Origin of the sequence: Natranaeroarchaeum aerophilus, assembly GCF_023638055.1 — an archaeon.
In the GTDB taxonomy this organism is placed as follows: Archaea; Halobacteriota; Halobacteria; order Halobacteriales; family Natronoarchaeaceae; genus Natranaeroarchaeum; species Natranaeroarchaeum aerophilum.
The window spans coordinates 137,432-150,305 of the sequence record NZ_JAKRVY010000001.1 but is presented as its reverse complement, the minus strand read 5'-3'; the positions used below and the strand labels follow the sequence as shown (position 1 = coordinate 150,305).

11 protein-coding genes are annotated in these 12,874 nt (G+C 61.5%); 4 read left to right on the top strand and 7 right to left on the bottom strand.

Annotated elements, in window-relative coordinates; translation table 11 throughout:
- Positions 1-6: 6 nt before the first annotated feature.
- Together AArcSt11_RS00715 and AArcSt11_RS00710 are read left to right on the top strand one after the other, a co-directional pair.
- Entirely contained in the window at positions 7-801 is a 795-nt protein-coding gene (locus AArcSt11_RS00715) for an HVO_0234 family beta-propeller protein (protein WP_250593705.1), read from the top strand.
- Positions 802-855: 54 nt separating this feature from the next.
- Positions 856-1,599, top strand: coding sequence for a MinD/ParA family ATP-binding protein (locus AArcSt11_RS00710; protein WP_250593704.1), 744 nt, complete (start codon positions 856-858; stop codon positions 1,597-1,599).
- Here AArcSt11_RS00710 and AArcSt11_RS00705 read toward each other — a convergent pair whose 3' ends face one another.
- Complete coding sequence (locus tag AArcSt11_RS00705) at positions 1,600-2,112, bottom strand: DUF7858 family protein (RefSeq protein ID WP_250593703.1); 513 nt, start codon at positions 2,110-2,112, stop codon at positions 1,600-1,602.
- A gap of 148 nt (positions 2,113-2,260) precedes the next feature.
- Between AArcSt11_RS00705 and AArcSt11_RS00700 the strand changes: the two genes are divergently transcribed.
- Complete coding sequence (locus AArcSt11_RS00700) at positions 2,261-3,139, top strand: transcription initiation factor IIB (RefSeq protein WP_250593702.1); 879 nt, start codon at positions 2,261-2,263, stop codon at positions 3,137-3,139.
- A gap of 4 nt (positions 3,140-3,143) precedes the next feature.
- Here the strand turns inward: AArcSt11_RS00700 and AArcSt11_RS00695 are convergent, their stop codons facing one another.
- The 6 genes from AArcSt11_RS00695 to AArcSt11_RS00670 form a co-directional block, all read right to left on the bottom strand.
- Positions 3,144-3,800, bottom strand: coding sequence for a MinD/ParA family ATP-binding protein (locus AArcSt11_RS00695; RefSeq protein ID WP_250593701.1), 657 nt, complete (start codon positions 3,798-3,800; stop codon positions 3,144-3,146).
- Entirely contained in the window at positions 3,797-4,312 is a 516-nt protein-coding gene (locus AArcSt11_RS00690; RefSeq protein ID WP_250593700.1) for a DUF7857 domain-containing protein, read from the bottom strand. Before AArcSt11_RS00690 ends, AArcSt11_RS00695 begins: the two co-directional genes overlap by 4 nt.
- A 77-nt stretch (positions 4,313-4,389) precedes the next feature.
- Positions 4,390-5,298, bottom strand: a complete 909-nt coding sequence (locus AArcSt11_RS00685) for a DUF7856 family protein (protein WP_250593699.1) — start codon at positions 5,296-5,298, stop codon at positions 4,390-4,392.
- Positions 5,295-5,639: a DUF7855 family protein gene (locus tag AArcSt11_RS00680; RefSeq protein ID WP_250593698.1), complete on the bottom strand. Its 345-nt coding sequence runs from the start codon at positions 5,637-5,639 to the stop codon at positions 5,295-5,297. Before AArcSt11_RS00680 ends, AArcSt11_RS00685 begins: the two co-directional genes overlap by 4 nt.
- A gap of 49 nt (positions 5,640-5,688) precedes the next feature.
- Positions 5,689-5,964 (bottom strand): DUF7854 family protein, encoded by a 276-nt coding sequence (locus AArcSt11_RS00675; RefSeq protein ID WP_250593697.1) that lies wholly within the window; start codon positions 5,962-5,964, stop codon positions 5,689-5,691.
- On the bottom strand, positions 5,965-12,087 hold the full coding sequence (locus AArcSt11_RS00670; protein WP_250593696.1) for an LAGLIDADG family homing endonuclease: 6,123 nt from the start codon (positions 12,085-12,087) through the stop codon (positions 5,965-5,967).
- Positions 12,088-12,189: 102 nt separating this feature from the next.
- Between AArcSt11_RS00670 and AArcSt11_RS00665 the strand changes: the two genes are divergently transcribed.
- The gene (locus AArcSt11_RS00665) at positions 12,190-12,699 is read left to right on the top strand and encodes a metal-dependent hydrolase (RefSeq protein WP_250593695.1); all 510 of its coding nucleotides are present in this window, start codon (positions 12,190-12,192) and stop codon (positions 12,697-12,699) included.
- The last annotated feature ends 175 nt before the right edge of the window (positions 12,700-12,874 follow it).

Genomic DNA, 12,874 nt, shown 5'->3' with positions numbered 1-12,874 from the left:
TCTCGTATGGACGACATCAGGGAGAAACGGATCTTCGGGGGCAAGGAAGGCCGGACCCGATTGTTCGTCGGGACGGAGTTGGGAGTCGTCGTCGCCTCGCTCTCGGGCCCGCGCGTCGGCGAGTTCGGGCTGGAGTACCGCACGCCGGTCCGAGATATCGCGGGCGCACCGGGCCGGATCGTCGTAGCGACCGACGAGGACGTCACGCTGCTGGGCGAGAGCCCGGTCGACCTCGGAGTCGGCCCGGCGAGCGCGGTCGGGTTCGACGGTGAGGACGTGATCGCTGGCACCGAGGAGGGGCGTGTCGCACGGGTGAGCGCGGACGGCGTCGAGGAGATTTGCTCCGCGGAGGGCGCGGTCACGGCCATCGACGGCGCGCTCGTCGGAACCGAGGACGGCGTCTATCGCATCGTCGACGGGGGGCTCGTCGCCGCCGGACTCGATCACGTTCGAGACATTGACGCGACGGGAACACCGCTCGCGGCTACGGCAAAGGGACTGTACCAACTTGGCAACGGCTGGATGGCGCTCCGCGAGGGCGACGCGACGGCCGTCACGAGCGACGGCGGCGGGCAGCGTCACGCCGTGATCGACGGTACACTCTACACGGCCAGCCCGGACGGCGACCGGTGGGCACCGGTCGAACTCCCGATCGACGAGACACCGGTCGATATCGCATACGGGGACCGAACCTCCGTCGTGACCGCAGAGGGAACACTCCTCCTCGAAGCCAGCGACGGCTGGCGACACCAGCACCTCGGCGTCGGCGGAGTCGTGGGGTGTGCGGTCGCTATCGAGTAGGGCACCAGACATATTTGAACATATTTTTGCTCGAAGAGAAATAAACAATATTTCATGGAAACGGCACCTACCACGGCCGCAGTCGGAGGCGTCACCGGCGGTGCAGGGGCAACACGAATGACGGTGGAAGTGGGCACCGCACTCGCGATGGACGGCGCGAATGTCGCGCTGACCGATGTCGCGTTCGGCACACAGGGACTCTCCGATTACGTCCCGGGCCGGATCGACGACGACATCGTGACGCTCGTAACCGGTGAGGACCCACAGCCCCTCGCAGCGACGCAGGAGCTACCGATCGACACCGAGGGACGACTGGAATGCCTTCCGTCTCGTGCCTCGTTCGGAGCACTCGCCCGCGCCAAGACTGCCGGTGCAGCGACGACGTTCGAGAACGTGCTCGATCAGCTAGCGACCGAGTTTGATTACGTGCTCGTGGACACGCCGCCAGTAGCGACGAATCCCGCGGTGGCGGCGGTCACCGCGGCAGATCGAGTCGGACTGGTCGCGCCGGGAACGACCCGCGGCGTCGACGCGCTCCAGCGGACGCGGGCCCGCCTGACCGACGTGGGAACGACCGATGATCTGGCAGTCGCGAACCGGACCGGGGAAGTGCCGGACGGGTCGATCGACATCGCAGTGCCGGAAAGCGAACTGACGGCAGTGACCGACACACCGACCGTCACGGCGCTGGATCCGGAGTTTGCACCGGCGATTGTGGCGGTGGCGGAGGGGTTGTTCGACCGCTCACTAGATCTCGCATACGAGGAGCCGGGGCTGGCAGAACGGCTCCGACCCTGATCAGCGAAGCTCGCCGACGCCGCTCATTGTCTCGGCCAGCCGATCACGCTTGTCGACCGCCGCATCGCCGTGCTCGGCGAGTGCAGTCTCGGTGATCTCTGAGATCCCCGTTATTGGATCGTGGGCTTCGATGAATGCGGCCAGTGCGAACTCCGTCTCGCTTGCCTGGACGAGCGTCTCCGCGTCGGTACGTGAGAGCTCGCCACGTTGCCAGTCCCGGACAATCTCTCTTGCGCGCGGGGCGAGCGGCGACAGCCCGTCAACGCCGAGCAGGTGGAGCGTCTTGGTCGCGGTCATCGGTGTGACGCCCGCCTCGCGAGCCACATCGCCGACGCTCCGTCCAGCGGTGTAGCTATCGACGATCGTCGCGGCTGTCGCTGGCTGACAGGGTAGCTCGTCGGCGTGCTCGACAAGCCCCTCAGCCAGTGTTTCGTCCGTTTCGTCCACGGTAGCGATCCCCCGGTCGTGCTGACGTTCGGTGAGTTCGATACCGTCGGCGATCTCCGAAAGCATCGTTCTTCGTTGACGATGGTATCACAAATAAGTTCCTGAAACGAACTATAGCGTACCGGTAACCGGTACGTTCGACTCGGACGACCCAGCGGTTTATTCCGCATCTATCCCTTCTTTAAATACTTGATCGGGACCAAGATCCAACTGTATGAGTGGCAGTACGACGGCGAACGCGTGTCCCGAGTGTGGTGGTGGATTGACTGCGGACGGCGACGAGACGCTCTGTTCGGACTGTGGGCTGGTCGTCGGTGCGGATCGGATCGACCGCGGTCCCGAATGGCGCTCGTTCGAGGACGACGACCGGAACCGAAAGCGGACCGGCGCGCCGCTAACTCGTTCGCGTCACGACAGAGGACTGTCAACCGAGATCGGATCCGGTTCCAGGAGTCGGCTTACCGGCCGCAAACGACGACAGGTCGCACGGATGCGACGGGAGCACAACCGCTCACAGATCTCGACCAAAGTCGAGCGCAATCAGGTGTACGGCTTCACCGAGATCCGGCGGCTGGTGTCCGCGCTCTCGCTACCCCAGTCGGTGCGGGATGGTGCCTGCTCGCTCTTTCGCTCAGCGCAGAAGGAGGATCTGCTTCGCGGGCGCTCGCTGGAGGGGTTCGCCGCGGCAACTACCTACGCCGCCTGCCGTGTAAACGAAGTGTCACGAACCATCGACGAGATCGGGTCGGTCGCCCGCGCGGATCGAGACGAGTTCAAAGCCGCTTACGGCGCGCTCAACAGGGAGCTCGGACTCCCAGTTGGTCCGATCGATCCGCGCGAGTATCTGCCCCGGTTTGCTAGCAAACTGGATCTCGGGAGCGCGGTCGAGCGGCGCGCACGCGAACTGGCGAGCGAGGGCCGCGACGCGAACGTCTTCGGGGGCCGGGATCCAAGCGGCGTCGCCGCAGGCTGTCTGTACACCGCGGCGTGTGAGCTGGACAACGATCTCACGCAGAAAGAAGCGTCGGGCGTTGCGGACGTCTCGCCGGTCACGCTCCGATCGGTGTTTCAGGCGCTTTGTGAGATGGACTGAGTTGTCAGGTAGAGTGTAGACTCGCCGCCAGCGATTCGAACTGTGTTGTGGCTCTGTCACCGGGAGCAACCGCCGAAACCGGACAACCGTTTCGCTGGGCACGAGCGACGGCATCAGAGCGCGGGACGGTCGCGACCGGTGTCCCGAATACCGACCGAACCCGATCAACGGGTGGCGATTCGCCCGCCATGTTGAGCACCAGTCGTTCGATCCCCGCGTCGAGAACCCGCGCCAGTGCCCGAGCACGGATGGCGTCGGGGAGGGCGAACTCGTCGGCACAGGTGACCAGCAGACAGCGCTGGGCGACGTGCAGCGGGAGCCCGGCGTCGGCGGACATCCCCGCTGGACAGTCGACGACGACGCGATCGTACTCTCGCTCGACGGTTTCGACTGCCTCGACGAGCCGGGGCGGGTCGGCGGCGTTCAACCCATGAAGTGATCGGCCACAGGGAAGCAAGTCGATGGGTCCGCTCTCGTCAACAGCCTCGATCGGATCAGCACGCCCGGCGAGGACGTCGTGCAGGTCGGGCCCACGCCGATCGGGCAGATCGGCCATCCCGAGATCCGCGTCAACGACCACGGCGTCGAGTTCGGCAGCGACGTTCAGTGCGACTGTCGACTTCCCGACACCACCTTTCCCCCCTGTCACTGCCAGAATCATCGCTCACGTTCCGTCTCGACATCCAGTTCGTCTTCCGCAAGATGCCACTCGTCTGGCAACGAGGTATCAGGACCAGAGGTATCGGGAACCGAGGCCGGGATAGCTCTCCGGGGTGGTGTGGGATCGCCGAGCGCCCGGAGCACGTCGGCAGCGTCGACAGCATCGTCCTCGTCGTCATCGACGCGCGCAACCGGTTCGTGCTCGACGATCTCGATCGGCGGCTCACACGGCTCTCCGGGAGAGGCGAAGCCGACAGCGACCCGACAGCCGCTCTCGACGGTCGTCTCGTACCGATCGCCATCCCAGCCAGCCACCGGCACTCCCTGCGAGCGCGGGGGCCAGACAGGGCCAGAGAGCGTACTCCGAAGCTCTATTGCCGCCTCGCCGTTCGGAGACGTGCTCTCGATTACCGCTTCGACGAGCGTCACACCGTTCTCTCGCCGCTGGGTCCACGACAGTTCGGGCATGGAGATGATGGCCGCCCGATCGTACTTGAACTCCCGCCCGCTCATACTGTCGGCTGTAACATTTCGAAAGTATTCGGTACCCCAGTGTACCGAATCTCTTTACGAACTTACAGCCGACAGTATCAGACCCGCAGGATGGGGACACCGAGTTCGTGTGCAGCCCGTTCCGGCCCGTCAAACCGGTCCACTGCGAGAACCGCTGGCGTCGCCGTGCGGAGCATCCGGAGAACGGCGAGAGCAGCCGTCACGCCGTCTCCCTCGTACTCGACGACTGAACGCCCCGGGTCGGACTCACCAGGAACGCGCCAAACTGCAGCCGTGAACTCGTTATAGACTGCATCGGCAAGCTCACGACGAATTGCCCGTTCGAGGTTCCGTTTGCGGTCCTGCAACCGGAGGCGTCGGTCCCGTCGGTCACGGGGAGGCCTACTGTCCTCGCGAGCCCGGTCGAGCGCCTGTTCAGCAGACAACCGTTCAGTCCGGGCGTCCGTCAGCGCCGCAACCGCATCCGAGAGCCGTTTCTCGGTGGCACTGACATCCACACCGGCGTCACGCCGGGCCTGCAGTTCGCCGCGAATCGTCGCGACCCGTTCGGCCAGTTTGGCCTCGTCGGTACCGGCCGCGGCAACCTGTCGCCGTTGCTCGGATCGGTCACAGTCCGGTGGGGAGAGTGTCGCGAGTTCGGCACTGACCGAGCGGAGTTCGTCCACGACGTCGGCCCGATAGCCGCGTCGACGTGCGACCGCAGCGAGGACCCGCCGAAGCGATACGTTGAGCGAGGGCTCGACGACCCCGACGGCGTCGAACAGCGATCCAGGATGTGGACACGCGACGGTGCACGTACCAGTACGCCCGCGGATCGCCGCCGCGGCGTCCTCGGCATCGATCGACCACGATCGGAGGTCGACCGCAACGCCGCGAAGCGTGGTTCCGTCTATCGTCACTGTGAGGCGCGAGGATTGCTCCGCATCCGGTGCCGTCGCTACCCTGCTGCCCGGTTGTCCTCCGTGTGGCTCTCGCTGCGCGGTCATTCGGTCAGCTCTTGCCCGTGAAGATCACGCGGATGGGGATGCTCCGTCCCCGACTGGAACTTCGCGTAGGACGTGCTTGGGGTAGAGCGCGCTTCGTAGGCCTGTGCAGCCTCCCTGACTGACTCGGGGACCAGCGAGAACTCGTTGAACGGTCGGGTCCGTTCGACCTGCACGTCACAGCCGTGTTTCTCGCGGAGTCGAAGGGCGAGAAAGGCCCCCAGTTCCGTCTCCTCGAACAGCACCGCCCGACCCAGTCGGCGTGCGATCGTTTCCTCGTGGGCCGAGCAGACGTTCCGGAGCGTCTGTCGTGCCCCGATCGAGTAGGTAACCACCAGTATCACGGCTAGTTGTTGTACAGAATATAGTATAAAATTAACGCGATAGAGGAAGTCAAATGCGTTCGATGGATTCGGCAACGACGTTCTCTTCCAGAATGGACGTTGCCCGTTCGACCGCGTCGTCGGGCGACGCCGCAACCACGATGATCGGCTCCCGGCGACTGATCGGCTGGACGCGATATACCGCAGTGATCTCGCCCTCGTAGTCCGTCGCGTAGGTCCGGACGGTCGCCAGTACGCGCTCCTCGGTCGTTTCAAGATCGACCTCGCCGTCTTCGAACGCCGCCAGCGCGTCCTCGACGTTCCGGATGGCGGAGATGCGATCCATCTATGCGGTCCGCAGGTGGTCGAGGTTCGGCTCGTACACCTCGCCTTTCTGTTTGAGCTTCTCGATCTCTCGCTCGGCTTTCGACTGGTCCATCCCGATCTCGTCGGCCCGGTCGAGCACCACGTCGATCGGCGCGCCATCCTCGTAATCCTCCTCGACGTCCGCGATCAACTGTTTGATGTTCTTGATCCGGTCGCGCTGGGACTTGCTGGTCCCCGTCTCGACGACGTCAGCGTCGTACTGACCCGTCTCGGGATCGACGCCGATGTCCTGGAGACACGAGCGGACGATCTCGATGACGCGTTCTGCGTCCTCGATCTCGACGGTATCGGAGAGCCGCACTCGCGCGCTGGCCTCCGCAAGCCGGACCAGCGCCTCCAGCTTTCGGGCGGTGACCGGGACGGGAGCATCCTCGTCGGTCCCCTTCGAGCGCAGGTCGACGTAGAAATCCCGGATCGCCTCTTTTGCCTCATCGCTCATCGTCGGATAGACGTTCGATTTCGCGTGCGCGACGTATTTGCGGAGCAACTCGGCGTCGATCACGGGTTCGACCTCCTCGGTCTGGCTCTCGACCTGCTCACGCGTGACGTTTGGCGCGCTCAGCTCCTCGCGCTGGGTGTTCAACTCCCCCGCAAAGTTCGTCTGCAAGATGTGTTCGGCCAGCCGGGAGTCCTCTTCCTCGTCCGGCTGATCGGTGACCGTGAAGATCAGGTCGAATCGTGAGATCAGCGCCGGTTCGAGATCGATCTGCTCGCCGATCGACTCGTACTGATCGAAGCGGCCGTACTTGGGGTTGGCTGCACCGAGGAGCGAACAGCGGGATTTGAGGGTGGCGTTGATCCCAGCTTTACTTATACTAATGGACTGCTGCTCTAGTGCTTCGTGCATAGCGGATCGGTCTTCCGAATTGTGTACGACCATCCCGTTAGCAAGGAAATTATGCGTCTCCTCGACAGTGAGGTCGTACACCTTGGTTTCTTGACGACACTCGATCGCTGTTACCTGGGATCGGAGCTGGGACTTCCGCTGGTTGATGAGTTCGATACAGGCCGCTCGGAGTCGCTCGCTGTCGTGGGGTGTCTGATCCCGGATCCATCGGGAGACAGTCGCCTGATCGACATCGAGATGTTCGGCAACACGCCATTGTGGTATCCCATAGCGATCCAGTGCAGCAGCGATCTCGTCGCCCGATTCGAGGGTCGGTTCCTCTTGCAAAAGCGCCTGTGCAGTCGAACGTGCATCCTCAGGGGAGGCATTTACGAGATCTGCAAGTTGGCCCCGCAAGACATCCGTGTTGCCGTTTTTGTCATCCCGAGAGACACGGGAAACACTCTCGACGCGACGCCACTTCACGTCTCCACTGGCCAGTTGCCGGAGACGGGAGAGATCGGTCGTCGCTATTGACTCGACGATCGAAGAGAGCCGTGACTGAACGATTCGTCGCAGCGCATCGTCGGTGGCCCAGTACCGAGAGATCTGTGGTTGTGAATACTCAGTTTCAGCAGCCAGTTCCGACTGGGAAACATGATATCGTTCCGTGAGTTCTTCGAGCTCTCCCCAGGACAACTCCTCGGAGAGGCGCTCGTGATCGTTCTCTGCGGTCCCACGGCGTTCCTCGAACGCTGCAAGGATTTGTTCGGCACAATCGAACGAGACGTTTGCGTCGCTGTTCTCGAAATTGCAGTATGTGGCGTCGTCCAGACCACATTCGGAGACGTAAAGACGCAATGAGTCACGCATCGACTCCAGATAGCTGCCGATATCCGGAAGCACATCGACGATCGTCCGATCACCCGTTGTTCGGTCACAGGCCTGTTCGAGCGCCGCTTGCTTGCGGTCGAGCGTAAATCCGATTCGGCGGTTGTACCGGCGAAGCGATGCATCGGAGGTGATCACGAGAAGGTACATGTCCCGCTTCCCCTCGTTGGGTCGGTGCTGAATCTGGCTCGTGATGCCAAACTCGGTAAGCAGCATCTTGACCCCAAGCAGGAGATCATAGCTCGAGGAGTGGATTTTCACGCAACGCTCTCCAACCGAGCCGTCCAAATCAGCGAGGGCGCGAACAAACGCAGCCTTCGTGTCGGAGCTACTACGCGTAACTGCCTCCGGCAAGCATTTGCCGTCGTACACATCCAAGTTCATACCGGCGTCGAGAACGGTCTGAAGGTACTCCTTGCCGTGCAGCCTGGTCACCATGACGCCGTTACGCTGGTCACTCGGATGACGAACCGGCTCCGCGTCGAATGCGAAACGACAGGCCCGTTCGAAGTCCTCTATCAGCTGTTGTTCGGCATTTATAAAACGGATCCCGTAGACGCCTTCGTCACGGTCACAGAACACGTTACCGTCCCCTGCGAGATAGCCAAGTATAGCTCCGTGTTCCGGAGTTAGTCGTTGGAGATCCGTGGTGACATCCATTCGTGATTTGTGCGCAGCGATACCGCCATCAGCCGCAGCCGTCGGTACGTTATCCGGAATATACACCCACTCCTCGCCACTCAGTTCGCCTGCTGGCACCTCAGATCGGTCACCATCCTGAAGCGTAATAAACGGGTGATCCGGCGTTACGGCAAGCGATTCACCCGTTTCGAGCGTCACGTCAAGCAGTTCCTGGGGAGCGTCATATTCGTGGACTGCCGACACCGGTCGTTTTACCAGGCGTTCATCGTCCGTGAGCGTCCAGACGGTGAGATCAACATCGCGGATGGTCCGTCCGTTTTCTAGAGTCTCAATCTCACCGTCTTCGGCTGCGTCCGCCGCGAGGTCGTCAATACGTCTGATACCGTCTTGCGTATGGACCAGCGAGTTACCAGTCACACACCGCATTTTATCCAGTTCGTCGATTGCTGCGACGCCTTTATCTGCCAACACCATTGCGCCGGCCTCTAGCGTCCATTGCTGGCCGTCTCCGAAATCATCGCGGACCGCAGCAGCTGTGTTGTGTGTGACGATTCCATTACCGATGAAATTGTGGGTATCTGGGACGGTGAGATCGAACACCTCTTTTTGTCCGGTATCGACTGCCGCAACGACTTCGTCCCATACGAGTTCGGCGTCGAGGACTTCCTCAGCGGGGGTCGTGTCGACGACCGGTTCTGCCGTAGCTATCATCGACCGCGCGGTCGACCGTGCGACTTCGTCCCCGCAATTGAAATTCACGTATCGCTGGTCGGTCGATACCTCGATCGATTCGAGTGCCCCGCCGACCGGAACCGTATCTGCCGGAGCGTCCGACTCACCGATGATACGGTCGAGGGCGGCAGCTTTTGCGGCCGATCCGAAGCCGACGTACTCGGCGAAACGGTCCCGGTTTTCTCCGTAAATCGTCAGATGGGTCTGAATCTCTTTGGATTCGATCTCGAACCCGTCTGCCCGGACGGATGTCCCACGCCGATCGCGTTCGCGTGATCGTGCTCGCACACCCAGCGTTTCCAGCATAAGCTGGACTTGCTCTGCCAGCGTCTCACTGATGGTCGAAAACTGTATCGTGGAGCTTCCTGTGTCGCGTTCCACGACACAGCCGTCAGCGTCGAACAGTCCCCTGAGGAACGCATCGGCGTGTTCCGCTGTCGTCAGTCGATGGTCGAGCGAGAGCTCCGCTTTCGGCGTCTGCATCCCGACGTTAGCGAACAGGCGGGCGACCGTCGCGCTGTTGAGTCGAATAGAGGGCACACGATCGGCTTGTCGTTCGATCTCGACCGTCTTGCCGAACTCACCTTCGATGATGTCGATCGCACGCTCTAACAGCGCCTCGTCGCTGTTGGAGAGACGCACCATTCCCCGATTCTCCCCCCGTCGCGCAAGCGAGATGTCGCCGTCCCCGAATACGAGACCGATCAGGTACAGCAGGTCCGGCGAGAACTCATCAGGTAGGTCGACCGGATCCCCGTGACGGAGCATCGCTCGATCGAACTCGACGTCGCTCCGGTCGGCGTCGATCGCGTCCAACAGCCGGTCGAGCCTGTCGATCGGAATGAACCTGTTCGACAGCGAGTCGTAAATGAAATCCTCCGAGAGATCGAGTTCCCGTGCGGCATCTCTGAGCGTCCCGAACGTCTCACAGAGCTGTGATCTGAGGAATTCGATCGACTCATCAGTGGGTTTCAATTTCTCGTTCGTTAATTCGAGGAACTCCCGAACTGAGGGGGAAGACGACTCCACGGTGTCGTAGCTCGGGACAGCAACTCGATCACCTGGTTCAACCGCGTCGATCTGCCGCCACTCGATGCCGGTGTCTCCGGCCACGAGAACCGGCGTATTGACGGATGTTTCGAGTTCCTTGCCGTGTGCAGTTTCGATACGGCGACAGGGTTTTTCGGGCATTCGCCAGACATGAGAGCTTTCTCGCACCCCCATTTCGCCACTCTCCCTGTCGAACGTGTACACTTCTTCGTGATGGCGTACGGACTCGTCGTCGTCGACCGGTTCGGGGTGTTTGTCGGTCGCCAGATCCTGGATCTGGCGGATACCCTCTTTCGTATGAACGAACGTGTCACCCGTGACACAGAGCCCGGCAGCGCTAGATCCTTTACCGGACGTGTACACGGAGCGAGGGGAGATCTCTCGGACGTATTGTAGGAGCTGAGAATTGTGCGAGAATATGTTATTCGATAGGTAGCTATGAGTTCCTTCGACCTCTAAGTCGTAGACCCAATCGTAATCCGGGTCTACAGCGTCGATAGACTCGATCTGATCCTTCTCTACGGATCGCTCGCCAATATGAGACACAGTCGCCGCTTCCGATACAGCCCCACCATCTGTCGCCAGCGGTTTGTCAGGACGATCGGGTGAGATGGCAACTGAGTCACCCACCCGGAGTTCCTCAGCGACACGGGCTTCGTACCCGCTGGGATGGCTGACGAACAACGGATGCGACGGAGTCACTTCGAGTTCGTATCCGCTTGCGGTCCTGATCTGATACATCCTGTCGGGAGCCTCCCGTTTCCACACTTTCGTCGCAGTACGGAGCTCGGAGGTTCCATCAGAACCCAGAGAGACGACATCCTGATCAAGAGAGTCATATACCCCGTCGTCGACCGGAGATGGATCCGTGAGATTCGCCTCGACGATCTCTTTGATCGGCCGTTCGCGTCCATCAGCCAGTGTCACAGTCGTATCTCCTTTAACACATTTACCCGTCCCCGGGTCCCCGATCAGGAGCATATGCAGGTCGCCGCGGATCCGCGAGCCATCGGGGAGGTGTTTGGTGACTCCGGAGAACAACTGGAGGATGATCGCGAGTTTCTCCTGGTCGTAACCGTAGATTGAGGGCGCCATCGAGCCGATCATCTTCTCGTAGATGTCGGGCGACTGGGAGAGTTCGATGATCTCGGCTTTTTCGTCCTCGCTGATCTCCATGTCCTCGAACTGCTCGTCCTCGATCTCGACGGTGATGCCGTCCATGTAGATATCGAAGATCGGGGATTTCTCCTGCTGGTTGCCCTGCTGCTGGAGATGCAGGATGCCGGTGACGGTGACGTGATCGCCCGCGGTCACCTCGCCAGTGATATCGTCCTCGATGGTGAGGTCGACGGCCTGGGGCGTCTCGCCGCCGCGTAGGCCCTCTGGACTCTCCTGTACCCGGAGTTTCTGTGCGTCGACGAACTCCGACTGATCGAAGTTGACGTTGAAGGGACCCTGTCGCTCACAGCCCTGACACTCGTGGGGTTCCTGAAAGTCGCCGGAGGACTGGGGGATGTAGTTCAACGTGCCACAGCGCTGGCACTCGAAGGCCGCCTCCTCAATCTTCGGCCGGACGTCGGTCGCCTTGCGGACGATGCCGGAGACCGACAGTAGTTGGCCGACGTGTCGAGACCGGATGTCGCGGATCCCGGTCGTCTCCGGAAGGTTGTACGGGCGGACGTGCGCCCGACCGAGGCTCACGTCGACCGGGAGGTCGTAGATCCGGAGCGCCTCTTCGGCGTACTCCTGGAGCTGTTCGGGCTGTGAGAGAAAGTCGTCGGCGAGGTCGGGGTCGTATCGGTAGAGGTCGTCCCAGTCGATATACAGGGAGCGCTTTTCGCCGGGATAGTTCTGTGCGAGGTCGCCGATCTCCTCGCGATAGTAGTTGCGGTAGAACTGCTCGAAGGCGTCGACGAGTTCGGTGTTCTCCGCTGTCGCCATTGCACGGGCTTAGCGCCCCATCGCCTAAGAACCTTGCCAAAGGAGGGTGGAAGTGATTGACACACCCAGGGACTTACTTGCCAGGGTCGGTAACGGTGCAATATGTGGCCGCTGGTGCATCCGTTCTTTGGGTACCTCTGTTATAGCGCATATCGACGTCTCGATGGTGAGGTCCCCACCGCTGGCCCAACCGTTGCAGTCGTGATCGGTGCGCTGTTACCGGACCTCGTCGATCAGCCGCTACGAATCCTGCTGGCCGGGCATGTCGGGCGCTCGCTGGCCCACTCGCTGTTCGTTGCCGTGCCGACGATCCTGCTGGTGTGGTATGTCGCCCAGCACAGGGGACGAGCACGTCTCGGCGTTGGCTTCGCGGTCGGCTATCTCTCCCATCTGGTCTCCGATGCGTTCTGGCCGCTGCTTGTCGGCGCGTACGACGAACTCGGCTATTTGCTCTGGCCAATCACGTCGATGCCCGAGTATCAGGGCCGGAAAGTGCTCGGCGAACTCGGGAGCGTGACAGTTACGACGTACTGGCTGGAAGCGGTTGTCGTGCTCGTCGCGGTTGGGGTCTGGTGGCGTGACGGGCGGCCCATCCTTGAGCGAGGAGGGTGAGCTTGATGAGCGAGAGCTATCATATGGACAGATGTATGCTGTAAATTATATACCTGAAAGTCAATTACGATCGGGAGTAGCGGTATGATAAAACCTAATCAATAGCCACAGAGCTATTACGTCGAGGTTAGTTGGTCTGATTAGCGAAGTTACACCTGAGCGAGTAGACGGGGAT

What these genes read in the sequence shown, in the direction of transcription:
- AArcSt11_RS00715 (WP_250593705.1), top strand. Translation starts at nt 7, where the DNA reads ATGGACGACATCAGGGAGAAACGGATCTTCGGGGGCAAGGAAGGCCGG.
- AArcSt11_RS00710 (WP_250593704.1), top strand. Translation starts at nt 856, where the DNA reads ATGGAAACGGCACCTACCACGGCCGCAGTCGGAGGCGTCACCGGCGGT.
- AArcSt11_RS00705 (WP_250593703.1), bottom strand. Translation starts at nt 2,112, where the DNA reads ATGCTTTCGGAGATCGCCGACGGTATCGAACTCACCGAACGTCAGCAC.
- AArcSt11_RS00700 (WP_250593702.1), top strand. Translation starts at nt 2,261, where the DNA reads ATGAGTGGCAGTACGACGGCGAACGCGTGTCCCGAGTGTGGTGGTGGA.
- AArcSt11_RS00695 (WP_250593701.1), bottom strand. Translation starts at nt 3,800, where the DNA reads ATGATTCTGGCAGTGACAGGGGGGAAAGGTGGTGTCGGGAAGTCGACA.
- AArcSt11_RS00690 (WP_250593700.1), bottom strand. Translation starts at nt 4,312, where the DNA reads ATGAGCGGGCGGGAGTTCAAGTACGATCGGGCGGCCATCATCTCCATG.
- AArcSt11_RS00685 (WP_250593699.1), bottom strand. Translation starts at nt 5,298, where the DNA reads ATGACCGCGCAGCGAGAGCCACACGGAGGACAACCGGGCAGCAGGGTA.
- AArcSt11_RS00675 (WP_250593697.1), bottom strand. Translation starts at nt 5,964, where the DNA reads ATGGATCGCATCTCCGCCATCCGGAACGTCGAGGACGCGCTGGCGGCG.
- AArcSt11_RS00670 (WP_250593696.1), bottom strand. Translation starts at nt 12,087, where the DNA reads ATGGCGACAGCGGAGAACACCGAACTCGTCGACGCCTTCGAGCAGTTC.
- AArcSt11_RS00665 (WP_250593695.1), top strand. Translation starts at nt 12,190, where the DNA reads ATGTGGCCGCTGGTGCATCCGTTCTTTGGGTACCTCTGTTATAGCGCA.